A 23,458-nucleotide genomic window follows, 5' to 3' on the forward strand; every position below is an offset into this window, starting at 1 on the left:
GATGACCGCAGAGACGGCACGGAAAACGAAGGCAGCGAAGAAGGCGGGCGCGGCAGACCGTCCCGCCGACGAGCAGGAGCAGCTGCAGCGACCGCCCGCCGAGGTCCGGTACGCCGACGAGCTGGCGCGGCTGCGCGAGGACGACACCGCCCCGCGCCCGCCCGGCTGGGCGCTGAGCCTGGAGGCGGCCCGCCGCTTCATCGTGGGCGACCCCGGACGCGGCATCCGGCGCAAGTTCGTCGGCGACCCCTCGCTGATCGACCGCGCCCTGGTCGCCCTGGCCACCAGCCGCGGGCTGATGATGGTGGGCGAGCCCGGCACCGCCAAGTCGCTGCTGTCGGAGCTGATCGCCGCGGCGGTCAGCGGCGACTCCACCCTCACCATCCAGGGCGGCGCGGCCACCACCGAGGACCAGATCAAGTACTCCTGGAACTACGCGCTGCTGGTGTCCGAGGGCCCCTCCACCCGGTCGCTGGTGCCCGCGCCGCTGCTGCGCGGGATGGCCGAGGGCAAGGTGGTGCGGTTCGAGGAGATCACCCGCTGCCCGCTGGAGGTGCAGGACTCGCTGCTGTCCCCGCTGTCGGACCGGGTGCTGGGCATCCCCGAGCTGACCGGCCCGGACGCGATGGTCTTCGCCCGCGAGGGCTTCAACATCATCGCCACCGCCAACACCCGGGACCGCGGCGTCAACGAGATGAGCGCGGCCCTCAAGCGCCGGTTCAACTTCGAGACGGTGTTCCCGATCGCCGACTTCGCCACCGAGCTGGACCTGGTGGAGGCCGAGGCCGCCCGGCTGCTGGAGCAGTCGGGCGTCGGGGTGGCGCCGCGCCGGGACGTGCTGGAGGTGCTGGTCACCACGTTCCGGGAGCTGCGCAGCGGCAGGACGTCCGCGGGCGAGTCCATGGACCGGCTGTCGACCGTGATGAGCACCGCGGAGGCGGTGTCGGTCGCGCACGCGGTCGGGATCCGCGGCTGGTTCCTGCGCGGCGAGGAGGGCAGCCCGGCCGACATCGTGGAGTGCCTGGCCGGCGCCGGGGCCAAGGACAGCCCCGAAGACCTCGCCCGGCTCCGCCGCTACCTGGAGCAGCAGGCGCCGCGCCGGCAGGGGAGCCAGTGGAAGGCCCTGCACGCCGCCCGCCACCTGCTGCCGGGTTGATGGGCGCCATGACCGGCCGCGGCACCGCCGAGGTCACCTTCGTCGGGGTCCGGCACCACAGCCCCGCGTGCGCCCGGCTCGTCCGGCGCGTGATCCGCCGGCTGAGACCGGCGTACGTGCTGGTGGAGGGCCCCGCCGACTTCTCCGGCCGGCTCGAGGAGATGCTGCTCGGCCACGACCTGCCCATCGCGATCTACAGCCACTACCGGGACGAGGAGCGGGTGCAGTCGTCCTGGTCGCCGTTCTGCGCCTACTCCCCGGAATGGGTGGCGATCAACGAGGGCCGGGAGTGCGGCGCCGACGTGCGCTTCATCGACCTGCCGGCCTGGCATCCGGCGCTGGCCGACCGGCGCAACCGGTACGCCGACGCCGACGAGCGCTACGCGGACGTGACCGAGCGGCTGTGCCGGTCGTTCGCCGTGGACAACACCGACACCCTCTGGGACCACATGTTCGAGGGCGCCTTCAACGACGAGGGCGGCGCGGACGAGGCCGGAGCCGGCGGCGGGGACGCGCTGGAGGAGCGGCTGTCGGCCTACTTCGAGCTCCTGCGCGGCGAGTCGGAGGCCGGGCCGGACGACACCGAGCGCGAGGCGTACATGGCCCGCTGGGTCCGCGCGGCGGCGGCCGACGCGGGCGGGCGCCCGGTCGTGGTGGTCACGGGCGGGTTCCACAGCCCCGCGCTGCGCCGCCTCACCGGGCCTTCGGACGCCGACGACGGCGGCCAGGACCCCGGCTGGCCGGAGGTGCCGCAGCCGCCGGAGGGCGCTATCGGCGGCAGCTACCTGGTGCCGTACTCCTTCAAGCGGCTGGACGCGTTCACCGGCTACCAGTCCGGCATGCCCTCGCCCGAGTACTACCAGCGGTTGTGGGAGGGCGGGCCGGAGTCGGCCGCCGAGGGCCTCACCGAGATCGTGGTGAGGCGGCTGCGCAAGCGCCGCCAGCCGGTGTCGACCGCCGACCTGATCGCGGCCCGCACGCTCACCCAGGGGCTGGCCCGGCTGCGCGGGCACCGCGCCCCGGTCCGCACCGACCTGCTGGACGGCCTGGTGGCGGCGCTGGTCACCGACGACCTCGAACAGCGGCTGCCCTGGACCTCCCGCGGCCCGCTCGCCCCCGGCGCGCATCCGGCGGTGGCGGAGATGGTCACGGCGCTCAGCGGCGACCGGGTCGGCGCGCTGCGTCCCGGGACGCCCGCGCCGCCGCTGGTGGCCGACGCGATCGCCGAGATGGAGCGGCTCAAGCTGGACGGCGGCGGCGAGGTGACCGTGCGGCTGCCCGACGCGAAGGGCCTGGGACGCAGCCGCGTCCTGCACCGGCTGCGGGTGCTGAACATCCCCGGGTTCGAGCGCGAGTCGGGCCCCGGCTCCGGCGACGAGCCCGTCCTGGAGGAGCGGTGGTCGCTGACACCCGGCGACAACCGGCTGCCCGCGCTCATCGAGGCCGGCGCGTACGGCGCGACCCTGCTCGACGCGGCCGGCGCCGTGCTGGAGGAACGGGTCGTGCGGGCGGGTTCCGACGTGGGGCGGCTGGCCTCGGTGCTGTTCGACGCCGCGCTGTGCGGCTGCACCGACCTGTCCGACCGGATCGCCGAGACCATCGCCGCCGCCGTCGCGGGGGCCTCGGAGCTGGGCGCGCTCGGCGAGGTCCTCGGCACCACGCTGGGCCTGTGGCGGCACGACCGGCTGCTGGGCACGGCCGGCAGCCCGCTGTTCGGCCGGGTCGTCGAGGGCTGCGTGGCCCGGGTGCTGTGGCTGGTGGAGGGGGTGCGCGGCGGGCCCGCGCCGGCCGATCCGCCCCGGCTGCGCGCGCTGGCGGGGGCCCGTGACGCGCTGCTGCACGCGGCCGGGCCGCTCGGCCTGGACCGGGACGCGGCGCTCGCCGTCGCCGCCCGGGTCAGCGCCTGCGCCGACGCGCCCCCCGACCTGCGCGGTGCCGCGTTCGGCCTCGGCTGGTCGCTGGGCCAGGTGGCCGATCCGGTCCGGGCCGTGCTGGGCGCGGCCCGTCCGCAGATCATCGGCGACTGGCTCGCCGGGCTGTTCGCGCTGGCCCGCGACGAGGTGTTCGCCGAGGAGACCGCGGACGACGCGGCGGACGGGGAGACGGAGGGCCCGGACGGGCCGGGGGTGCTCGCCGTCCTCGACGACATGATCGCCGGGCTGTCCGAGGACGATTTCCTGATCGCGCTGCCCGCGCTGCGCCAGGCGTTCGAGTTCTTCCCGCCGCGCGAGCGCGAGGTGATCGCCCGGCGGCTGCTGGAACGGCGCGGGATCCAGGGCTCGGGCCGCGCCCTGCTGCGGACGGGCGGCGACCCGATGGCGATCGCCGCGGCCCGCGCGCTGGAGGAGAAGGTGGACCGGCTGCTGGCGGCGGAGGGCCTGGACCCGCTCGCCGCGGCGCGAGAGGAGAGCACGGCATGAGCACCACCGATCCGGGCCTCGAACGCTGGCGGCTCATCCTGGGCCCGCCCGGCGACGCGTGCGCCGGCGGCGGTCTCAGCGACGACTCCGCCGGCCGCGACCGGGCGCTCGGCTGGCTGTACGGGCGCGACTCCGACCTGGAGCAGCGCGGGGTGCGCCGCGGCGGGGTCAAGCCGTCCGGCGAACGGACCGCCGGCGACGGCCCCTCGGCGCTCACCACCGTCGACTGGCTCGACGACGTGCACCGGCTGTTCCCCAAGGAGACCATCGAGCGGCTCGAACGGGACGCGGTCGAGCGCTACGAGATCCACGAGGTGGTCACCGACCCGGCCGTGCTGGAGCGGATCGAGCCCAACCCCACCCTGCTGCGCGCCGTGCTGCGCACCAAGCACCTGATGAACCCCGAGGTGCTGGCGATGGCCCGGCGGATCGTCGACAAGGTCGTCCAGGACCTGCTGCGCAAGATGGCCACCGAGGTGCGGCAGGCGTTCCACGGCACCCGGTCGCGGCGGCCGAGCCGGTGGAAGCAGGCCCGCAACTTCGACTTCCACGCCACCATCCGCGCCAACCTCGGCCACTACCAGCCCGCCGAGAAGAAGGTCTACATCGAGCAGCCGCGGTTCCTGTCCCGGACCCGGCGGCAGCTCGACCAGTGGCAGATGATCCTCATCGTGGACCAGTCCGGGTCGATGGTCGGCTCGGTGATCCACTCGGCGGTAACAGCGGCCTGCCTGTGGGGGCTGCCCGGACTGAAGACGCACCTGATCGCGTTCGACACCAGCGTGGTCGACCTGACCTCCGACGTGACCGACCCGGTCGAGCTGCTGATGAAGGTGCAGCTCGGCGGCGGCACCGACATCGCGCGCGCGGTGGAGTACGGCGCCGGGCTGATCGAGAACCCGCGCCGCAGCATCGTCGCCGTGATCACCGACTTCTACGAGGGCGGTGACCCGTACCGGCTGATCCGCACGGTGCGGCAGATGGCGGAGCAGGGCACCCACGTGCTGGGCCTGGCCGCGCTGGACGAGGAGGCCAACCCGGCCTACGACCGGGACCTGGCGCAGCGGCTGGCCGACGTGGGCGCCCACATCGGCGCGATGACGCCCGGCCGGCTCGCCGAGTTCGTCGCGGAACGGATGGGCCGATGACCCGCACCGACCTGCTCGCCCTCACCCCCGACTCGCTGGCGGCGCTGGCGAACCGGGGGCTGGTCAAGCGCGCCGCCAAGGACCTCGACGCCGGGAACATGCCGGAACTGGGCGTCGAGGGCGACGGCTCGGTGCGCGGCACGTTCCCCGACGGCGTGCAGACCGTCCTCCCCGGTGGCGGCGGCCTCGAAGGGGCGTCCTGCACGTGCGCGGCCATGGGCGTGTGCCGTCACCAGATCGGCCTCGTCCTGGCCTACCAGCGGCAGCCGGGCACCGAGGAGGGCCCCGCCGAGGACGCCTCCGCGCAGAACGGCGCCGCGCAGGACGCCCGAGCGGAGCCGCAGGCGGAGGCCGCGCCCGAGGAGCCCGCCGCGGCGGGCTCCAAGCAGCAGCGGCCGCCCTTCACCGACTGGTCGCCCGGAGGCTACGACGACGAGGCGCTCGCCCGCGTCCTGGGGGAGCGCCCGCTCACCGCGGCCCGGCGCACGTTCAGGTCCGGGTACGCCGCGCGCGTGCACCGCCCGACGCCCGCCGACCCGGTCGCCTCCGTGGAACTGCCGACGTGCACGGTCCGCTTCCTCGTCCCGCACGAGTTCGGCTACGTCCATACCGACGCCGTGGCGACGATGCGCGGCGAGGTCATCGTGCTGGCCGTGTGGGCGTTCCGCGCGGCCGACGAGCAGGGCCTCACCGCCGCCGACGTCCGCGTCGACGTCGGCGGCAAGGGCCGGGGCACCGGCAAGGGGACGGGCGGCGCGGACGCCGGGACCGGCCTGGAATCCACCCTCGACCTGCTCGACCAGCTCCTCCTGGACGGCGCCATGCACGCCGGCCCTGTGCTGGGCACCGCGCTGAACCGGGCCTCCCGCGAGCTCACGGCCAAGAACCTGCACTGGCCCGCCGCCACGCTCGACGACATCGCCGGGCAGCTGACCGCCTACCGCGACCGGCTGGCGGGCCACGACCCCGAACGCCTCGCCGCGCTGCTCGCCGAGTTCCACGCCCGGCACCGGGCGGTCCTGCACGAGGGCGGCAGCCCGCGCTCGCAGGTGCTCGGCACCAACGAGACCGCCGAGACCCCGCTGCGCCGCGTCCGGCTCACCGCGCTCGGCTGCCGCGTCGGCGGCACCGACGAGGAGCGCACCGCCGACGTGTTCCTCGCCCACACCGGCTCCGGCATCGTGCTGGTGCTCAAGCGGCGCTGGGCGGTCACCGACGACCAGCCCCTGACCGGGCAGGAGCTCGCGCCGCGCCGGATCGCCGGCGCCGCGCTGCGCTCGCTGGCCGCCGCCAACGTCGTCTCCGAGAACGCCACCCGCAGCCCCAGCCGGGTGGTGCGGCTGGGCACCGGCCGGGTGTCGAAGACGTCGGTGACGCCGGTCGGCACGGCCTGGGGCGACCTTCCCGGGACGGTCCTGGTCCGCGACCTGCGCGCGCTCGAACGGGAGCTGGAGGCGTCGCCGCCCCGGCTCGTCCGGCCCCGGGTGGAGGCCGAGACCGTCAGGGTCCTGGAGATCGCCGAGGTCAGGGACGTGGGCTACCTGCCGGGCGCGCAGCGGCTCGAGGCCGTCTTCCGGGACGGCACCGGGACCACCGCCGTCGTGTCGGCGGCGTACGCGCCCCACAGCCCCGCCGCGCTGGACGAGCTCGCCGCGGCCCTCGCGGGGGAGCGCGGCGCGCCGCTCTACGTCAGCGGATCGGTGCGGCGCGCCCGCGGCACGCTGGTCGTGGACCCGATCGCCGTGATGACGACCGAGGGCGTGGTGGTGCCCGACCTCGCGCCGGGCGACGGCAGCGGCGCCCTCGACGCGCACGCCGGGCACGGGGACGACGCGCTCACGACGGCGCTGGCCGGGGCGCTGGACGCCTGCGCCGACGCCGCCCACCGCGGGCTCCGGCACGTCCCCGCCGGCACCCGCGCCCGCATCGGCCGGTCGGCCGCGGAGCTGCGGCGGACCGGGCTCACCGCCACCGCGCTCCTGCTGGACGGCCTCGCCGCGGCCCTCGACGGCGACGACCCGCGGCGGACCGTCACGGCCTGGGTGGACGCCCAGATCCGCCTCGTCACGGCCATGGACCTGCGGTGACCCGCGCCTCGCCCCGGGCGGCGCGCCCGGAGCGAGGCGCGGCGGGCCGGGGCCGCTAGGCGCGGCAGGTCAGCGGCTTGCCGCCGTTGTAGGTGATCATGTCCGCGAGCGCGGTGACCACGTCGATCTCGGCGCCGCGCGGCTCGCCGTCCAGCTCGGCGTAGGCGCGGTGCAGGTTCCCGACGATCCGCTCGCGGTCGGACAGCTCGGCGTACGGGCCCAGATCGGTCTCTCGCGCGGCCTCCAGCGGCTCCAGCCCGGCCTCCTTGCCCGCCTTCGCCGTCGCCTGGACGAACCGCAGGTAGCCCAGCACCGTGCCGATCAGCTCCGGACCGGCCACCGGCCCGTGCCCCGGCACGATCGTCCCGGCGCCGAGCGGGGCGATGACCTGCTCCAGCACCTCGATCGCCCCGGCCACCGAGCCCTGCAGCAGGAACGGGGTGCCCCCGTTGAACAGCAGGTCGCCGCAGAACAGCACGTTCCGGTCGGGGATCCAGACGATCGAGTCGTTGGTGGTGTGCGCGGGGGAGCCGACGTGCCGAACCTCGCAGCGCAGGTCGTCCACCCACAGCGTGACGCCGTCGGTGTAGGTGAGGAACGGCGGCTCCAGCGCGAACTCGCCCCAGTCGACATGCGTCCAGACCGGCTCGGAGAACGGCGCGCCCCAGTCCAGCGCCCCCGCGCGGGTCTCCTCGTGGCCGACGACGGTGGCGCCCGCGAACAGGTGGTTCCCGAAGGTGTGGTCGCCGTGGTGGTGGGTGTTCACCAGCGTCCGCACCGGCCGGCCGGTGACCGAGCGGATCGCCTCCAGGTACGCGCGGGTGCGCCGCTCGGTGGAGCACGAGTCGACGCTGACCACCCCGCGCGAGCCCACCAGGAACCCGGTGTTGTTGATCCACCAGGTGCCGTCCGGCTGGAGGTAGGCGAAGACGCCGTCGCCGACCTCCTCCAGCCGGGGCGGGGCGGGCGCGGTGATCGGGGTGGGAGGGTCGTGCGGGCTGCTGCTCATCGACGGAGAGTACTACCGCGGGTACTACCGCGCCGTCTCGGTGATGCGGACGGTCTCCGCCCACCTGGGCGGGACCGGGGCGTCCTCGCCGACCAGGGCCGCGATGAGGCGGCAGGTGGTGGGCTCCTCCGGCCACAGGGTGTAGCCGTCGGTCAGCACGATGACCACGTTCGGCCGGTCCCGCGAGGCCAGCGCCCGCTCGATGCCGACGCGCATGTCGGTGCCCCCGCCGCCGCCCAGCTCGACCTGCTCGGCGGAGGTCACCCGGGACACCGCGTGCACGTCGGCGTCGCAGGCCAGCACGCTCACCCGGTTGCCGCGCACGCCGACCTCGCGCAGCACGCCGGTCACCTCCGCCATCGCCGCGGCCAGGGCGTCCTCGCCCATCGACCCCGAGGTGTCCACGACGATCGCCACGCGCGGCAGCGGGCGGCGCAGCGTCGGCAGCACCACGCCGCGCATCGCCGCGGTGCGCCGCGACGGCCGCTGGTAGGTGTAGTCGACGGCGCCGCCGGCCCAGGCGACCGCCTCCCGCACCGCGCCCGCCAGCATCCGCCGCCAGTCGACGACCGGCTCCAGGATCTCCTCCGCCCAGCGCCGCCAGCCCCCCGGGACCGTGCCGCGGCTGCGCTGGTGGGCGCGGATCGCCTCGGCCGTGGCCCGGCGGAGGGCGTCCGCCTCGACCCCGCTGACCTTCGGCAGGCCCGGGCCGTCCAGCTCCCACGGAGCGGGGACGCCGTGCGCGCCCGAGCCGCAGTCGGGATGGGCGTCCTGCGCGGGGATGCCGGGCAGGTACTCCTCGAACACCTTGCCCTCCGGCAGCCCGAACGTGCGGGGCTCCATGCGTCCCTCGGGCAGCGGCAGCCCGTCGGACAGCAGGTCGTCGTTGATCTCGCAGTCCTGGGCGATGTTGACCCTGCCCCGGTCGCGCTGGTCGGCGGGCGGCAGCCGCCCGGCGCGCCCGTGGTGGTCGCGCAGCAGGTGCGCCACCTCGTGGACCCACACCCCGGCCAGCTCGGGCACGGGCGTGTCGTCGACGAACGACGGCGAGACGTAGCAGCGCCAGTGCCGGTCCACGCCCATCGTCGGCACCCCGTCCGTCGGCACCACCGACAGCGAGTACAGCGCCGAGGCCAGGTAGGGGCGGTCGGTCGCGGCCCGGTAGCGGGCGGCCAGCAGCTTGTCGCGGTCGAGCCGTCCGGCGGCGCGCTCGGCGGCCCGTTCGGCCGCCCGTTCCGGCGCTTCGTCCGCCATGTCAGCCTCCGCCCGGCATGGCCCCGGACAGCCGCAGGATGTCGATGAACCCGTCGATCCCGCTCGGCACCGGCCAGTCGGTGTCGCGCAGCGCGGCCAGGTCGACGGCGGCGCGCGCGGCCACGTCCGGGATGCCCGCGTCGACCGCCTTGGCCAGCACGACCCAGCCGGCCTCCCACCGGCGCCGGCTGATGTTCCCCTGGACGGCCGAGACCACGGCCGTGAGGAAGGCGAGCTGCCGGTCGCCGCGCTTGGGCAGCGCGAACGCCTCCGGGTTGGCCAGCACCCGGTCGGGGTCGGGCAGGTCCAGCTCCTCCAGGTACGACAGCAGCTCGATCCCGGCGCCGTCGCCGATGGCCCCGACCACCGCCGCCGACAGGCCCTCCCGGCTCGCGCCCGTCGCGTACCCGACGGCCAGCAGCCGCAGCGCCATCTCCCACGTGCGCGGCGACGGCCAGGCGCCGCCCCGGCCCTCGGCGTCGGCGGGCAGGTGGTGCGCCAGGCCGGGCCGCGCGGTGAGGAAGCCGGACACGGCGCCCCGCGCCCGCGCCACCGCGCCGGACGCCTTCCCGGGATCGACCATCGGGATCGTCACCGACGGCCAGGTGCCGGCCATGCCGCGGGCGACCGTGCGCGGGTCGTGCGTCCAGTGCAGGTGCACGAACCGGTTGGCCAGCGGCGGGCTCAGATGCCAGCCGTCGGCGGCGCTGGAGGGCGGGTTGGCCGCCGCGACCACCCGGATCGGCTCGGGCAGGGACAGGCTGCCGACCCGGCGCTCCAGCACCACCCGCAGCAGCGCCGCCTGCACGGCCGGCGGCGCCGACGACAGCTCGTCGAAGAACACCAGCCCGCGGCCGGCGGCGGCGAGCCGCACCGCCCAGTCCGGCGGCGCCATCGGCACCCCGGTCGTGGCCGGGTCGTCCCCGATGATCGGCAGCCCGGCGAAGTCGGACGGCTCGTGCACGCTGGCGATGACCGTCTCCAGCGGGACGTCCAGTCCGGCGGCCAGCTGCTCCATGCCCGCCGACTTGCCGATGCCCGGCTCGCCCCACAGCAGCACCGGCAGGTTCGCCGTCACCGCCAGCGCGAGCGCCTCCAGCTGCGGGTTCTCCGACGGCTCGGTCCGCGACGCGCGCGCCCGCGCGTTCAGCGCGTCCGCCGCGGCCAGCGGGTCGGGGGAAAGGGGGTCCAACGGTCGTCCTCTCTCACTCTGCCGTGGGTGCGCCCGGCTAGTACATGCGCCCCTGGCTGTCGTACATGACCATCTCGCCGAGCCCGCCGGGGCATTCCTGGCGGATCCGCTCCGCCAGGAACAGCAGCTCGGCCCGGCCGGGACCGCGCATGACGTTGCGGCGCCGGATCAGGCTCCGCAGCGACTTCTCGAGGGCGTCGAGGGTGTCGATCCTCGCCCCTTCGTCGAGCAGGGCCCGGACGAGGTCCTCCGAGCCGTGCTCGCCGACCGCGCTGTGCAGCGGGGTGCGGTCCTGGTGGTCGCGCGCCTCCAGGTCGAGCCCGGCCGCCAGCAGCCGGGGCAGCAGCTCGGTGTGGTCGTCGACCTTGTGGAGGTGGTGGAGGAGCGTGCGGCCCCGGCCGTCGCGGGCGTGCGGATCGACGCCCGCGTCCAGGAGGTTCAGCACGCCCGGGGCGTCGCCGTGCTGGACGCACAGGAACAGCGCCTCGCGCTGGGCGCGCAGGGCCTTGGGCAGGCGCCCGTCGCGCTCGCCCCACGCCCGCTGGACGGCGAAGCAGCCCGCGACATCGCCGCCCAGCGCGCGGACGGCCCGCTCCCGGGCGTACTCCTCGTCACCGTGCGGGCCCCTCAGGACCCCGTCGCGCCCGCGCACCTCGTGCCACTGGCCGCCGCAGCGCACCCGCACGGGCCGGGGCCCTTCGGGGACAGGCGGCCCCACCGGCCCGGCAGGGGCGGGACGGGCGGGGAACAGCGCCGACCGCACCAGCGGGTGCAGTTCGTCAGGACCGATCAGGCCCGCCCTCAGCAGATCCAGATCGGGCAGCCGCCGCCAGCTCGCCTCGGGCAGCTCGGTGGCATGCTCGTACGGCTTCTTCACCACCCCGATCTTCATCCCGAGCCGCATGCGCCCGTCGGCCTCCGGTGTCGCCCGCGCGCGCACGCAGCGGGAATACCTTCCCGGCAGGGGCATCCGGAAGTCGATGAATCGGCGGCCGCGATGGCCGCTGAGCTCCGCGCGGAGCCTGAGCGGCGCCGTCGGGAGACGCCCCAGGATGTCCGCCGGATCGCCCTGGACGCCGGCCTGCTCCGTGGCCCGGTCGAAGTCGAAGCCCGCGGCGGCGTAGGCCGCCTCGACCCGCCCTTCGTCCTGGAGCAGGGTGACCCATTCGGTGTGCCGAACGGGGTCGTCTTGACCGGGGTCGGCGCGCGGAAGCTCGCTCGCGGTGAGCGGTGTGCCGTCGGCGTGGAAGAACGGGACGCGGTCGACGCCGCCGGCGTGCTCCAGGAGACCGGCGGTGTGCCGGGCGTCCCAGAGGTGGCGCAGCCGCGACCAGTCGGTCCGCTGGACCTCGCGGGAGATCTGCGCCTCCGGCGGCGTCCCGAAGGCGAGCCGGAGCCGCTGCGGGCCGTCCACCAGGGTGGGCGTCAGGACGTAGAGGCGGTGGCTCGGGCAGCCGCAGCAGACGTTGAGGACCTCCTCACCCTGCAGGGCTTGGTCGTAGTCGGCCAGCACGACCGCCCGGTGGGTCGCCAGGGTGGTCCGGCCGTGCAGCGCCCGGGGGAGATGCCAGCGCAGCAGGTCGGGGACGAGATGGGGCAGATCCTCGGCCAGCGCGGCGGCCAGGAGCGGGCTGTGGCGGCGGGCCACGTCCGCCACGTCCAAGGCGACGTCGACGCCGGCCGCGGCGCACGCGCCGCGCCAGTCGCCGGCCAGGCGGCGCTCGGTGGCGCGCTCGATCATCCAGCGCGGCACCGCGTGGCGGCGGATCCGCCGCCAGTCCGCACGTTCCTGTCCCAGATGTCCGGTCATTCGGTCTCTTCGTCCCACCAGCGGCCGCCGAGATCGGGGCACTCCGCCTTCAGCCGCTCGGTGAGCCAGCCCAGGTCGGTGCGGCCGATCCGCTGGATGAGGTCCGACAGCGCCCATTCCAGATCGTCGACCACGTCGATCCGGGCGCCGGCGTCGACCAGCGCGCGCACCAGCGCCTCCGAGCCGTGGTCGCCGACGGCCATGTGCAGCGGCGTGCGGTTGTTCTGGTCCTTGACCTCCAGGTCGAGGCCCGCTTCCAGGAGCCGCGGCAGCAACTCCTCGTGGTCGAGCATGTGGAGCATGTGCAGGAGCGTGCGTTTGCGGCCGTCGCGGGCGCGGGGGTCGACGCCCGCGTCCAGCAGGGCCAGCACGCCCGGGGTGTCGCCGTGCTGCGCCCGCACGAAGAGTTCTCGCCGTTGCGCGCGCAGGTGGCGGGGGAGCCGCCCGCCCTGCCCGGCCCAGGCGTGCGCGACCGCGAAGCAACCCGCCGACGCACCGCCCAGCGCGAGCATCGCGGACTCGCGTTGCCGCTCTTCGGCGGTGTGGGGGATGCGGAGGCCGCCGTCGCGCAGGTGGACCTCGTGCCATTCGCCGCGGCAGCGGACGCGCACCGGGCCAGGGACGCTCGGTCCGAGCGGGCCGACGGGGCGGTCGGGGTCGGGGCGTCCGGGGAACAGGGCGGAGCGTACGAGCGGGTGCAGGTCCTCGGGGATGATCCGCCCGGCGCGCAGCAGGTCGAGATCGGGAAGCCGGCGCCAGAGCGCCTCCGGCATCACCGGCGGCCCGTAGGACCCGGCCTTCTCGACCCGCACCCAGGGGCGGTCCCTGGGCACCACCAGCACATTGGTCGGCCAGCTGTTCAGGATGCGGTACGGCTTCCCGGAGCCGGACTCAGGCGCGAAGGCGCCTGACAGGCGAAGCTCCGCGGTGAGGCGGTGCAGCGCCATGGGCAGCGCCGCCAGGATCTCGCGCGGCGTCCGTGCCCGGTAGTAGCTCGGCAGCTCCGGCGCCTTCAGATCGAGGTCCAGGCCCGCGGCGTCGAACGCGGCCTCGATCTCGCCGCTCTCCTGCAGCATGATCACCCGCTCGGCCAGCCCCGCGGGGCCGGGGCCCGCCAGCTCGTCCGCGGCGAGCGGCGTGCCGTCGGGGCGGAAGAACGGCGCGCGGTCATCGCCGCCGCAGCGCTGGAGGAGCTCGCCCGTCCGGCGCGCGTCCCACAGGTGCCGGGCCGCGGTCCAGCTCTGCACGCTCCCGCGGTAGTGGTCCTCGTCCCCCTCGTCGGCCTGGCCGAAGCACAGCCTGAGATGCTGCGGGCCGTCCGCCATCGTGGGGGTGGCGACGTGCAGCGACCGGTCGTCGCCGTAGTCCGCCAGCACGACCGTCAGATGGGTGGCGAGCGTGCTGCGCCCGTGGCCGAGCCGGGGCAGGTGCCAGCGCAGCAGGTCGGGCGCCAGGTGCCGCAGGTCGTCCAGGACCGCCCCGGCGACCTCGGCGCCGTGCTCGCGGGCGACGCCGTCCAGGTCGAACCCGACCCTGACCAGGGCGGCCGCGCACGCGCCGCGCCAGTCGCCGGCCAGCCGGCGCTCGGTGGCGCGCTCGATCATCCAGCGCGGCACCGCGTAGCGGCGGACCCGCTGGAAGTCGGCCAGGTGGGCTCGGTGATCGATCATTCGCCTGCCTTCAGCCAGTCCGTACCCGGGTCGAGGCCGCGCTGTGCGAGCAGCCTCGCGAGCCAGCGCATGCGCGGGCGCCGGTTCGCGGAGATCATGTTGACGGGCCTGGACCCCCTGTCGTCGGCCGCGTCGATCCGCGCGCCCGCGTCGAGCAGCGCGCGGATCAGCTCCTGCGACCCGTGGCCGCCGATGGCGAGGTGCAGCGGGGTGCGGTTCCGCTCGTCGCGCGCGTCGATGTCGAGCCCGGCCCGCAGCAGGCGCGGCAGCAGCTCCTCGTGGTCGAGCGCGTGGAGCATGTGCAGGAGGGTGCGCCCGCGGCCGTCGCGGGCGTTCGGCTCCACGCCCGCGTCAAGCAGGGCCAGCACGCCCGGGGTGTCGCCGTGCTGGGCGCGCAGGAAGAGTTCCTCGCGCTGCGCGCGCATGCGGCGGGGAAGCCGTCCGCCCCGTCCTGTCCAAGCGTCCAGGACCGCGAAGCATCCCGCCGTCGCCCCGCCCAGGGAGTGCACCGCCGCTTCACGCTGATGCTCATGGTCGGTGTGCGGGGTGTGCAGCCGGCCGTCGCGCAGCTGGACCCGGTGCCATTCGCCGCGGCAGCGGACGCGCACCGGGCCAGGGAGGCTCGGCTCGGGCGGGCCGACGGGGCGGTCGGGTTCGGGGCGTGCGGGGAACAGGGCGGAGCGTACGAGCGGGTGCAGGTCCTCGGGAGTGATCCGCCCGGCGCGCAGCAGGTCGAGATCGGGAAGCCGGCGCCAGACGGCGGCGGGCAGCCGCTCCGCGCCGCCGGCCTCGTTGAACCCCGCCACCCGCACCCGCGGGCGGTCACCGGCCTCGATCAGGACCGGGGTCTGCCACCGCCACACGATCTCGTACCGGTCGCCGCCCAGCACCCGCATCTCCGGCGCGAACCGGGTCAGCGCCAGCGGCAGCTCGGCCAGCACCCGCCTGGGCTCCACCCGGCGCAGCTCCAGGACGCCGCGGTCCGCCAGGTCCAGATCGATGCCGGCGGCGTCGAACGCGGCCTCGACCTCGCCCCGGTCCTGCAGCAGCGCGACCCGCTCGGCCAACTCCGCCGGGCCGCCGTCACCGCCCGGACCCGGCCCCGCGACCGGCGTGCCGTCGGGACGGAAGAACGGCGCCCGGTGACGGTCGCCACCGCAGCGCTCCAGCAGTTCGCGCGTGCGCCGGGCGTCCCAGAGGTGCCGCAGCCGGACCCAGCGGACCGGGGCCAGCCCGAAGCGCTCGTCGTCATCGTTGCCGATCGCGCGGCCGAACCGCAGCCGAAGCCGCTGCGGCCCCTCGTCCAGGGTCGGCGTCGCCACGTACAGTTTGAGCACGTTCCGTTCGGAGCCGCCGTACTCGGCCAGCACGACCGCCGTCCGCGTGGAGATCGTGTGGCGGCCCTGCCCGGCCCGGGGCAGGTGCCAGCGCAGCAGGTCGGGCACCAGGTGCCGCAGGTCGTCCAGGACCGCCCCGGCGACCTCGGCCCCGTGCTCGCGGGAGATCTCCGCCGGGTCGAGCTCCACCGTGATCCGCGCCGCCGCGCACGCGCCCGCCCAGTCGCCGGCCAGGCGCCGCTCGGTGGCGCGCTCGATCATCCAGCGGGGCACCGCGTACCGCCGGGCCTTCCACCAGCCCGCCAAGTCCTGCGCGGCGTGCCGGGAGATCCGCGCAGGCACGGCGGCGGCGGTCAACGGTAGACGCTGCCGATCGCCCGCATGTCCGCGTGCGTGCCCTGGTCCGGGCGCAGCCGCGGCGCCATGGCCCGCTTCACCCGCCGGGGCACCCCCGGGCCCAGGCCCACGTACTCCAGCCGGGTCTCCTCGGGCACGCACGCCAGCAGCGTCTTGGCGCCGCGCCCGGTGATGCCGGTGCGGCGCAGGTCGAGGCGGCGCAGCGGGCTGCCGGGCAGCGCGGCGGCGAGCACGGCCGCGCCCTCGTCGCCGGTCGTGTTGGGCGGCGCGCCCAGCGCCCGCTCCGACGGCGGCCGGGCCAGGTCGAGCGACTCGATCGCCTCCAGCGACTCCGCCAGCGCGCGGGCGCCCTCCGGCCCGATGCCGTTGCCGCCCAGCCCGAGCCGCACCGGACGGGACGCGCCGCCCGCCTCCGCCGCCGCGCCCGCCAGGACGGCCGCGCCCTCGTCGCCCAGATGGTTGGCCGACAGGTACAGCTCCCGGACGCCCGCGTCGCGGACCAGCGCCGCCAGCAGCCCGGCCTCGGCCATGCTCAGCCCGTTGCCGCCGAGGAAGAGCCGTTCGAGCGGCTGCGGGCGGTCGAGCAGGGCGTCCAGCAGCGCGCGCAGGCCGTCGGCGCGCAGGCCGGTGTTGACCAGGTCGAGGGTCCGGACGGTGTGGTTGCGGCGCAGCATCCCCGCCAGCGCCCGCGCGCCCTCGTCGCCCACCGGGTTGCGCTTGAGCCACAGGGCCCGGACGGTCTCGTCCTCGGCCAGGCTCTCGGCCAGCGCCGCGGCGCCCTCCGGCCGGATCCGGTTGCAGCCCAGGTAGAGGGTCTCCAGGCCGTGCCCGGGACGCAGCGCGGCGGCCACCGTCCGCGCCCCCTCGTCGCCGATGGCGTTGGTTCCCAGCAGCACGTGCACGGCGTGCGGGGACCGCGCGGCGGCGGGCAGCAGCCGGGCCGCGCCCGCCGCGCCCAGCCCCTGCTTGCACAGGTCGACCCGCCCGTCCGCGCGCAGCGTGCCGAGCGGGAAGGTCTCGTCGTCCTCGACCCCGTCCGGCGCGGCCAGCCGGTCGAGCAGCGGGTCGAGCCCGGTCGGGTCGGCGGCCGGCACGTCGGGGTGCTCGATCGCCGGGCAGCGTACGGGCGTCGGTTCAGCCATCACCACTCCACCGGTCGGTAGTCCTTCAGGAAAAGCCCGGACAGCCGCTCGCCGCCGACACCGCGCACCACCGGGTCGTACACGCGGGCCGCCCCGTCGATGACGTCCAGCGGCGGGCGGAAACCCGCCGCGCGCTGCGCCTGCTTGGACGGATGCGGGCGCTCGTCGGTGATCCACCCGGTGTCCACGCTGGTCATGTGGATGCCGGAGGCCGCGAAGTCGGCGGCGGCCGTGCGGGTCATCATGTTGAGCGACGCCTTGGCCATGTTGGTGTGCGGGTGCCGGACGGTCTTGTCCTTGCGGGAGAAGCTGCCCTCCATGGCCGAGACCTGGACCACGTAGCGGTCCGGCCACGGGGAGGACTCCAGCAGCCCGCGCAGCCGCGAGGTCAGCAGGAACGGCGCGAACGCGTTCACCATCTGCACCTCCAGCCACTCGCCGGGGTCGACCTCGTGCAGCCGCAGCGTCCAGCTGTTGCGGTCGCGCAGGTCGAGCGGCTGGCCCGTCTCGTCGGTGCGGCCCGCGGGGAACAGCGCCTCCAGCGCGGCGGGTTCCGGACCGGCGAGCGAGGGCAGCGCGGGCAGGGCCGCCGGCGCCGGGATCGCGGGAGCCGTGCCGCCCGCGGGCTCCAGCTCGCGCGGCGCCCCCTCGGCGAGGGCTCCGGCGGCGTCCCCGGTGACGGTCACCCGGGCGGCGAGGCCGGTGAGCCGCCCGGCCTCGGCGGCGCGGACCTCGCGGTGGTAGGCGGCGGGCCGCCGGATCGTCTGGGCCGCGTTGTTGATCAGGATGTCGAGGTGGTCGAACCGCTCGTGCGCCGTGCGCAGCAGCCCGGCCACCCCGGGCAGGTCGAGCAGGTCGACGCCGTGCACCTGGAGCCGGTCGAGCCAGTCGGCCGCGTCGGGCACCTCGGCGAACCGGCGGGCGGCGTCGCGCGGGAAACGGGTGGTGACCAGCACCTCGGCCCCGTCGCGCAGCAGCTTCAGCGCCACCTGGAACCCGATCTTCACCCGGCCGCCGGTGACGACGGCGCGGCGCCCGCGCAGGTCGCAGCGGGCGAACCGGCGGGCCAGGTTCTGCTCGGCGCACTCCGGGCAGAGCATGTGGTACTCGGGGTGCAGCTCGCGGTAGGCCGCCTTGCACACGTAGCAGTGCCGCGCGCCGCCGAGCACGTGCGCGGACGGGGCCGGGGCGGCCTGGGCGGGCGCGGCGAGGGACGCGGCCGCCGGGGCCGGGTCCTGGTCGCGGAAGCGGGCGGTGGCCTCGGTGGCGGCCCGGTCGTGGTCGCGGCGCTCGGTGCGCCGCGCGGTCTTGCGGGCCTTCTTGACGTCGCGGTGCGCCCGCTCGACGGCCTGCCACACGCTCTGCCAGCGCGGATCGGCGGCCTCGGCCGAGCCCTGCGCCGGGAGGCTCGCCAGCACGCGCAGGCAGGTCTCCAGATCGGCGGCGTCCGGGCCGAGCGGCGTCATCGAAACTCCCCGAACCTTCCGAACCGCGTGCCTGTGAGGTATGAGGATGGAGCCGACCGGATTCGAACCGGCGTCCTCCGGCTTGCCGTGCCGACGCGCCGCCACTGCGCTACGGCCCCATCGGACGGCACGATATCGGCCGGATCGGACGATTCGCCATCCGTTTCGGATCCGCTCCCGCCCGCTGCCGAGCGGGAGCGCTCTGTGGGGCAGGACCGGCCGGATTCGAACCGGCGTCCTCCAGCTTGCCGCTAAGGCGCGACGACCTCTGCGCTACGGCCCTGCCGCGCAGGAGCATAGCGGTGATCTCGGACATGCCGCCCGGGGGACGCCGCACCGTGATCGTGTTCACCCGAATGATCGCCGCGCCCGGCGGGTATCAAGGCACCTCGCCCGGCCCTCCCGGACCGGGCGTCCAGGACCGAAGCACGATCACGACCGACAGGAGGAGTCATGCAGCAGGAACCGCGGATCGGTGCGGCGCCCGGCTCGGTGCACCCGCCGCCCGCGCCCCAGCCCGTACCGCCCCCGGCGCCGCACCCCGCCCCGGAGCCAGGGCCCTCGGAGCCCGGCCCGCTGGTGCCGCCCACCCCCATGCCCGACCCCGGTCCGCCCCAGCCCGAACCCGAACCCGAGCCCGTCTGAGCGCGGCCCCCGGCGCCCCTCCCCTCACAGCGAAAAGATTGTGGCCGCGTTGGTGGAAAGGACGGCGCGGAGCGTCTCGGCGGGGAGCCCGAGATCGCCCAGGGCTGCCACGTTGCGGGACGCCCCGGGGACGCCGGGCCAGTCCGTGCCGAAGATCCACCGCTCGGCCAGCCGGGACAGCCCGAAGCGGGCGTAGTACTCGGGGAGCCGCTTGGGCGGCAGCCCGGCCAGGTCGAGCCACACGTTGGGCTTGGCGAGGGCGAGGAACGCGGCGGTGTCGTACCACCACCCCCGGCCGCCGTGGGCGAACACGAAGTGGACGTCGGGGAAGTCCTCGATCACGTCCAGCATCAGCCGCGGGTCGCCGAACCGCGTCCGGGACCCGGGGAAGCTGGAGGTTCCCGAGTGCAGGATCACCGGGACTCCGCGTTCGGCGCAGACGGCGTACACCCGGTACAGCTCGCGTTCGGCGGGGGAGAAGGCACCGTGCACCGGGTGCAGCTTGAGCGCCACCGCGCCGAGGTCGAGCTGCCGCTCGGCCTCGGCCGCGGCCGGGTGGTGCAGGTGCGGGTTGACGTTGGCGACCGGGCGGAACCGGACCGGGTTGTACTCGACGATCGGCAGCAGGTCCTCGAAGGGCTGGACGCCCGTCGCCCGCGGGCTGTACTCGCAGAAGAGCAGGGCCCGGTCGACGCCCTCGGCCTCCATCAGGGCGTCCAGCCGCTCGGGCACGGGGTCGCCCCGCTCGTCGTAGGCGTCCCGCCAGGGGTGCGGTCCGGAGTACCGGTCCGCCCACTCCAGCCAGGCCGGTTTGAGCGTGGACAGCCGCGGGGCGTGCACGTGCGCGTCCACGACCATGAGGTCGTTGATCATCCGGCCTCCTCTCTCACCGGCTCCCTACCCGCCGCGGCCTGGAACTCGGCGCGGGCCAGCTCCCGCAGCACGTTGCGGCGGATCTTGCCGGTGGCGGTCCTGGGCAGCCCGGTCAGCCCGACCACGCCGCGGGGCCGCTTGAACGAGGCGAGCCCGTCCCGGCACCAGGCGATCAGCTCGTCCGGGTCCACCGTGCCGCCCGGCCTCGGGACCACGCAGGCCACCGGCTTGTCCAGGCCGTCGGCGTCCGGGACCCCGACGACCGCGACCTCGGCCACGGCGGGATGGGCGAGCAGGCGCTCCTCCGCCTCGGTGGGCGAGACCCAGATGCCGCCCGCCTTGAGCAGGTCGTTCGTCCGGCCGAGGCAGGTGTAGGTGCCGTCCTCGTTGCGGACGTAGGTGTCGCCCGTGCGGACCCAGTCGCCCAGGAACACCTGCCGGGACGTCGCCGCGCGGCACCAGTACCCCACGGCGGCGGACTCGCCCCGGACATGGAGCTCGCCCGGCTCGCCGACTCCGTCGATCACGGCCCCGCCGGTGTCGCGCAGTTCGACGTCGTATCCGGGGACCGGGGTTCCCGACGAACCCGGGCGCACCTCGCCGGGACGGTTGGAAATGAAGATGTGCAGCATTTCCGTGGAACCGATGCCGTCCAGCACTTCCACACCGAATCGCTCGGCCATTCCGTGGAACATTCTCGGAGGTAGTGCCTCGCCCGCGGAAACACCCTGCCGGACGGACGCGAACGCGTCGTCCGGGACGTCGGAGGCCAGCAGCGGACCCCAGAAGCTCGGGGTTCCGAACAGCAGCGTGGCCTGGTCGGCGGCGGCGCGGCGGGCGAACAGCTCGACGTCGTCCACCATGCACATCAGCACGCGCTCCTCGGGCCGGACGCCCAGCGCGCGCAGCCCGGCCGTCACCCGGCGCACCTCGTCCGCCGGCCGCCGGTAGGTGAGCGTCCGGCCGGGGCTGATCACGGCCGCGCGCTCGCCGTCTCCCGCGCGCAGATGCCGGTCGACCAGGTGGTCCGCGACGTTGAACGCCTCGGTCATGAGAGCTGCCTCTCGGTCCGGAGGGCACGTGCGCCAATCTTCTACATCTCATCTCCAGGTCGTCAAGCTTCTGTAGAACATCATCCGCCTGTTGACGTGTACCACAAACGTTTTCATACTCCGGCGTATGACCTCGATCCGCGCGGTCGCCTCGGCCGCCGGCGTCTCGGCCTCGACCGTCTCGCGGGCGCTCAACAACCCCGAGCTGGTCAACGCCGAGACCCGGCGGCGGGTGCTGGAGTGCGCCGACCGGCTGGGCTACCGGCCCAACCGGGCCGCCCGGTCGCTGGTCCTGGGCCGCACCACCAACGTCGGGCTGATCGTCCCCGACATCGCCAACCCCGTCTTCGCCCTGTTCATCAAGGGCGTGGAGGCCTACTTCCGGGACACCGAGTACGCGGTCTTCCTCGCCGACACCGACGAGGACGCGGCCACCGAGGTACGGCTCGCCGAGGCCATGGTCGAACGCGCCGACGGCCTCATCCTCTGCGCACCCCGCATGTCGGGGATGCGGGTGCGCTCCATCGCCGCCAAGACGACCCTCGTCCTGGCCAACCGGATCAGCCGCACGGTCCCCTCGATCGCCATGGACTTCGGTCCCGGCGTCGAGCAGGCCATCGGCCACCTGCACGCCCTCGGCCACCGGCGCTGCGCGTTCCTGGCCGGACCGCGCGACTCCTGGTCCAACCGGCAGCGCCGCAGGTTCCTCACCGCCGGATGCGCCGAGCGCGGCGTCGAACTGGTCGAACTGGGCCCCTACGAGCCGCAGTTCAGCGGCGGCTACCGGGCCGCCGACGAGGCCCTCGCCGCCGGCGTCACCGCCGTGTTCGCCTACAACGACCTGGTCGCGATGGGCGTGCTGGCCCGGCTGCGCGACCGGGGCGTGCCGGTGCCCGAGGCGATGAGCATCGTGGGCTTCGACGACGTCCCGACCGCGTCGATGGTCTCACCGCCGCTGACCACGGTCGCCGTGCCGATGCCGGCGGTGGCGCGGGCCGCGTCCGCCATGCTCCTGGCGGAACTGCGGGCGGCGCTGCCGCACGGGGCGGCCCAATCGCCGCCCTCCCGTCCGCCGGCGCCCGAGCTGGCGACCCGACTCCTCATCCGGAGCACGACCGGGCCGACCTAGGAGCCGGCCCGCCCAGGAGGACCACCCCATGCGAACTCCCCTGAGAACTCCGCGCACCTCCGCCGCCGTCCTCGCCGCCTCCCTCATCACCTGGCTCGCCGCCGCCTGCGGCGCCCCCGAGACCGGGACCGGCTCCGCCGCCGAACCCGCCCCCGCCGACGTCAGGCCCCCCGCCGAGCCGGTCACCCTCAACATCGTCGACGTGGCCGGAAACCTCCAGCTCACCCAGCAGATCTTCGAGAACTACAAGGCCCGCAACCCCAAGCTCGTCGAACGGATCACCTACAACAAGGTCACCGCGCCCGAACTGGCCGGCAAGGTCAAGGCCCAGCAGGACGCCGGACGCCTGGACATCGACCTCGTCCTCACCGGCACCGACGGGCTCTCCGCCGGGCTGGAGCAGAACCTCTGGGTCGACCTGGTCGGCAGGTACTCCGACAAGCTCCCCGACCTCAGGTCCGCCTACCAGGAACCGGCCGCCAAGATGCAGGAACTGGCCAGGGGCAGGGGCGTCACCGTGACGTACTACCCGTCCGGCCCGCTCCTCGAGTACAACCCCAAGACGGTGAGCGACCCGCCCGAGACCGCCGGGGAACTCCTCGCCTGGGCCAAGGCCAACCCCGGGAAGCTCATGTACGCCCGGCCCTCCAACTCCGGGCCCGGCCGCACCTGGCTGATGGGGCTCCCCTACATCCTCAAGGACTCCAACCCGATGGACCCCGTCAACGGCTGGTCCAAGACCTGGGCCTACCTCAAGGAGCTGGACAAGTACGTCGAGTACTACCCGACCGGCACGTCCCAGACCATGAAGGAACTCGGCGAGGGCACCCGCGACATCATCCTCACCACCACCGGCTGGGACATCCACCCGCGCGTCCTGGGCCAGGTCCCCAAGGACGTCAGGACCGGCGCCCTGAACGGCTTCACCTGGGTGACCGACGCGCACTACATGGTCGTCCCCAAGGGCGTCTCCGGCGCGAAGCTCGCCGTCCTCACCGACCTGATGAAGTTCGCCCTCACCCCGCAGCAGCAGGCCATCACCTACGACAAGGGCTACTTCTACCCGGGCCCGGCCGTGAAGGGCGTGACGCTGTCCATGGCCCCCGCCGACAGCCAGAAGGTCGTCCAGGAGTACGGCCGCCCCGAGTACGACAGGCTCATCGCCGACAACCCCAAGGCGCCGCCGCTCGACGCCAAGGCCATGGTCGCCGCCTTCGACCGGTGGGACCGCGAGATCGGCGGGCAGAAGGTGAAGAAATCATGACGGCGGCGGTGGCGGTGGAGGATGCGCGGGCCGGGTTCGGGCAGCTGCGGATGGAGGGGGTCACGCGCCGGTTCGGGCCTTCGGTGGCGCTGGACGGGGTCGACCTGCGGATCGAGGGCGGCGAGTTCCTCGCGCTGCTCGGGCCGTCCGGATGCGGGAAGTCGACCGCGCTGAACTGCCTGGCCGGGCTGCTACCGCTCTCCGCGGGAGAGATCTGGCTGGACGACGAGCGCATCGACGGCCTCCCCCCGCCTTCAGGTGGGGCGAGGAATCGGACTTCTGCGGAGCAGGACAGGGACCGGAGATCTGCCGCCACGGCGGATTTCCGAAACCCCGGGCACGGTGCGCGGTGCTGGTGCTACCGTCTGTGATGTCTGGCCGGTGGAGAACAAGCTGGCCGGGCCATGCTGGTCGAGCGGCTGGAACACAGGGCGCCCGGCTGCGTGT

Annotated in this window: 18 protein-coding genes and 2 tRNA genes; 8 read left to right on the plus strand and 12 right to left on the minus strand. The window is 75.0% G+C overall.

What is annotated here, in order from left to right:
- Position 1: 1 nt before the first annotated feature.
- From ACFPZN_RS38430 to ACFPZN_RS38445, 4 genes are read left to right on the plus strand one after another with little or no spacing between them, the layout of a single operon-like run.
- Complete coding sequence (locus tag ACFPZN_RS38430) at positions 2-1,156, plus strand: ATP-binding protein (protein ID WP_378287454.1); 1,155 nt, start codon at positions 2-4, stop codon at positions 1,154-1,156.
- A gap of 8 nt (positions 1,157-1,164) precedes the next feature.
- On the plus strand, positions 1,165-3,576 hold the full coding sequence (locus ACFPZN_RS38435; protein WP_378287455.1) for a DUF5682 family protein: 2,412 nt from the start codon (positions 1,165-1,167) through the stop codon (positions 3,574-3,576).
- Positions 3,573-4,724 (plus strand): VWA domain-containing protein, encoded by a 1,152-nt coding sequence (locus tag ACFPZN_RS38440; protein ID WP_378287456.1) that lies wholly within the window; start codon positions 3,573-3,575, stop codon positions 4,722-4,724. Before ACFPZN_RS38435 ends, ACFPZN_RS38440 begins: the two co-directional genes overlap by 4 nt.
- Positions 4,721-6,811 (plus strand): hypothetical protein, encoded by a 2,091-nt coding sequence (locus ACFPZN_RS38445; protein ID WP_378287457.1) that lies wholly within the window; start codon positions 4,721-4,723, stop codon positions 6,809-6,811. Before ACFPZN_RS38440 ends, ACFPZN_RS38445 begins: the two co-directional genes overlap by 4 nt.
- Positions 6,812-6,866: 55 nt before the next feature.
- Here the strand turns inward: ACFPZN_RS38445 and ACFPZN_RS38450 are convergent, their stop codons facing one another.
- The 10 genes from ACFPZN_RS38450 to ACFPZN_RS38495 all read right to left on the minus strand — a co-directional run bounded on the left by ACFPZN_RS38450 (position 6,867) and on the right by ACFPZN_RS38495 (position 18,331).
- Positions 6,867-7,820 carry an MBL fold metallo-hydrolase gene (locus ACFPZN_RS38450; RefSeq protein ID WP_378287459.1) on the minus strand — a complete coding sequence of 318 codons (954 nt, stop codon included), beginning with the start codon at positions 7,818-7,820 and terminating at the stop codon, positions 6,867-6,869.
- A 24-nt stretch (positions 7,821-7,844) separates the two neighbouring features.
- On the minus strand, positions 7,845-9,074 hold the full coding sequence (locus tag ACFPZN_RS38455; protein WP_378287460.1) for a vWA domain-containing protein: 1,230 nt from the start codon (positions 9,072-9,074) through the stop codon (positions 7,845-7,847).
- Between the two features lies 1 nt (position 9,075).
- The gene (locus ACFPZN_RS38460) at positions 9,076-10,266 is read right to left on the minus strand and encodes an AAA family ATPase (RefSeq protein ID WP_378287461.1); all 1,191 of its coding nucleotides are present in this window, start codon (positions 10,264-10,266) and stop codon (positions 9,076-9,078) included.
- A 37-nt stretch (positions 10,267-10,303) separates the two neighbouring features.
- Complete coding sequence (locus tag ACFPZN_RS38465; RefSeq protein ID WP_378287462.1) at positions 10,304-12,076, minus strand: ankyrin repeat domain-containing protein; 1,773 nt, start codon at positions 12,074-12,076, stop codon at positions 10,304-10,306.
- The gene (locus ACFPZN_RS38470; protein WP_378287463.1) at positions 12,073-13,746 is read right to left on the minus strand and encodes an ankyrin repeat domain-containing protein; all 1,674 of its coding nucleotides are present in this window, start codon (positions 13,744-13,746) and stop codon (positions 12,073-12,075) included. The genes ACFPZN_RS38465 and ACFPZN_RS38470 overlap by 4 nt, the downstream gene beginning before the upstream one ends.
- Positions 13,743-15,440, minus strand: a complete 1,698-nt coding sequence (locus tag ACFPZN_RS38475) for an ankyrin repeat domain-containing protein (protein WP_378287464.1) — start codon at positions 15,438-15,440, stop codon at positions 13,743-13,745. The genes ACFPZN_RS38470 and ACFPZN_RS38475 overlap by 4 nt, the downstream gene beginning before the upstream one ends.
- The gene (locus ACFPZN_RS38480; RefSeq protein ID WP_378287465.1) at positions 15,437-16,582 is read right to left on the minus strand and encodes a leucine-rich repeat domain-containing protein; all 1,146 of its coding nucleotides are present in this window, start codon (positions 16,580-16,582) and stop codon (positions 15,437-15,439) included. The genes ACFPZN_RS38475 and ACFPZN_RS38480 overlap by 4 nt, the downstream gene beginning before the upstream one ends.
- A complete protein-coding gene (locus ACFPZN_RS38485) occupies positions 16,582-18,048 on the minus strand; it encodes an SDR family NAD(P)-dependent oxidoreductase (RefSeq protein ID WP_378287466.1) in 1,467 nt (488 codons plus the stop codon). Before ACFPZN_RS38485 ends, ACFPZN_RS38480 begins: the two co-directional genes overlap by 1 nt.
- Positions 18,049-18,095: 47 nt before the next feature.
- Positions 18,096-18,167 (minus strand) — tRNA-Ala (locus ACFPZN_RS38490).
- Positions 18,168-18,258: 91 nt separating this feature from the next.
- Positions 18,259-18,331: transfer RNA gene (locus ACFPZN_RS38495), tRNA-Cys, on the minus strand.
- 170 nt (positions 18,332-18,501) lie between these two features.
- Here ACFPZN_RS38495 and ACFPZN_RS38500 point away from each other — a divergent pair.
- Entirely contained in the window at positions 18,502-18,693 is a 192-nt protein-coding gene (locus ACFPZN_RS38500) for a hypothetical protein (protein WP_378287467.1), read from the plus strand.
- 24 nt (positions 18,694-18,717) lie between these two features.
- On the opposite strand, the gene ACFPZN_RS38505 is transcribed toward ACFPZN_RS38500, so the two are convergent.
- Both ACFPZN_RS38505 and ACFPZN_RS38510 read right to left on the minus strand, forming a co-directional pair.
- The gene (locus ACFPZN_RS38505) at positions 18,718-19,566 is read right to left on the minus strand and encodes an amidohydrolase family protein (protein WP_378287468.1); all 849 of its coding nucleotides are present in this window, start codon (positions 19,564-19,566) and stop codon (positions 18,718-18,720) included.
- Positions 19,563-20,618 (minus strand): AMP-binding protein, encoded by a 1,056-nt coding sequence (locus ACFPZN_RS38510; protein ID WP_378287469.1) that lies wholly within the window; start codon positions 20,616-20,618, stop codon positions 19,563-19,565. Before ACFPZN_RS38510 ends, ACFPZN_RS38505 begins: the two co-directional genes overlap by 4 nt.
- Positions 20,619-20,745: 127 nt before the next feature.
- Between ACFPZN_RS38510 and ACFPZN_RS38515 the strand changes: the two genes are divergently transcribed.
- From ACFPZN_RS38515 to ACFPZN_RS38525, 3 genes are read left to right on the plus strand one after another with little or no spacing between them, the layout of a single operon-like run.
- A complete protein-coding gene (locus ACFPZN_RS38515) occupies positions 20,746-21,747 on the plus strand; it encodes a LacI family DNA-binding transcriptional regulator (protein ID WP_378287470.1) in 1,002 nt (333 codons plus the stop codon).
- Positions 21,748-21,775: 28 nt separating this feature from the next.
- A complete protein-coding gene (locus tag ACFPZN_RS38520) occupies positions 21,776-23,011 on the plus strand; it encodes an extracellular solute-binding protein (RefSeq protein ID WP_378287471.1) in 1,236 nt (411 codons plus the stop codon).
- A complete protein-coding gene (locus tag ACFPZN_RS38525; RefSeq protein ID WP_378287472.1) occupies positions 23,008-23,382 on the plus strand; it encodes an ATP-binding cassette domain-containing protein in 375 nt (124 codons plus the stop codon). Before ACFPZN_RS38520 ends, ACFPZN_RS38525 begins: the two co-directional genes overlap by 4 nt.
- Positions 23,383-23,458 lie beyond the last annotated feature (76 nt).

It is taken from the genome of Actinomadura rugatobispora (genome assembly GCF_042656285.1).
Taxonomy (GTDB): domain Bacteria; phylum Actinomycetota; class Actinomycetes; order Streptosporangiales; family Streptosporangiaceae; genus Spirillospora; species Spirillospora rugatobispora.

Coding starts and splice junctions, on each gene's coding strand:
- ACFPZN_RS38430 (WP_378287454.1), top strand. CDS start 2: ATGACCGCAGAGACGGCACGGAAAACGAAGGCAGCGAAGAAGGCGGGC.
- ACFPZN_RS38435 (WP_378287455.1), top strand. CDS start 1,165: ATGACCGGCCGCGGCACCGCCGAGGTCACCTTCGTCGGGGTCCGGCAC.
- ACFPZN_RS38440 (WP_378287456.1), top strand. CDS start 3,573: ATGAGCACCACCGATCCGGGCCTCGAACGCTGGCGGCTCATCCTGGGC.
- ACFPZN_RS38445 (WP_378287457.1), top strand. CDS start 4,721: ATGACCCGCACCGACCTGCTCGCCCTCACCCCCGACTCGCTGGCGGCG.
- ACFPZN_RS38450 (WP_378287459.1), bottom strand. CDS start 7,820: ATGAGCAGCAGCCCGCACGACCCTCCCACCCCGATCACCGCGCCCGCC.
- ACFPZN_RS38455 (WP_378287460.1), bottom strand. CDS start 9,074: ATGGCGGACGAAGCGCCGGAACGGGCGGCCGAACGGGCCGCCGAGCGC.
- ACFPZN_RS38465 (WP_378287462.1), bottom strand. CDS start 12,076: ATGACCGGACATCTGGGACAGGAACGTGCGGACTGGCGGCGGATCCGC.
- ACFPZN_RS38470 (WP_378287463.1), bottom strand. CDS start 13,746: ATGATCGATCACCGAGCCCACCTGGCCGACTTCCAGCGGGTCCGCCGC.
- ACFPZN_RS38480 (WP_378287465.1), bottom strand. CDS start 16,582: ATGGCTGAACCGACGCCCGTACGCTGCCCGGCGATCGAGCACCCCGAC.
- ACFPZN_RS38485 (WP_378287466.1), bottom strand. CDS start 18,048: ATGACGCCGCTCGGCCCGGACGCCGCCGATCTGGAGACCTGCCTGCGC.
- ACFPZN_RS38500 (WP_378287467.1), top strand. CDS start 18,502: ATGCAGCAGGAACCGCGGATCGGTGCGGCGCCCGGCTCGGTGCACCCG.
- ACFPZN_RS38505 (WP_378287468.1), bottom strand. CDS start 19,566: ATGATCAACGACCTCATGGTCGTGGACGCGCACGTGCACGCCCCGCGG.
- ACFPZN_RS38510 (WP_378287469.1), bottom strand. CDS start 20,618: ATGACCGAGGCGTTCAACGTCGCGGACCACCTGGTCGACCGGCATCTG.
- ACFPZN_RS38515 (WP_378287470.1), top strand. CDS start 20,746: ATGACCTCGATCCGCGCGGTCGCCTCGGCCGCCGGCGTCTCGGCCTCG.
- ACFPZN_RS38520 (WP_378287471.1), top strand. CDS start 21,776: ATGCGAACTCCCCTGAGAACTCCGCGCACCTCCGCCGCCGTCCTCGCC.
- ACFPZN_RS38525 (WP_378287472.1), top strand. CDS start 23,008: ATGACGGCGGCGGTGGCGGTGGAGGATGCGCGGGCCGGGTTCGGGCAG.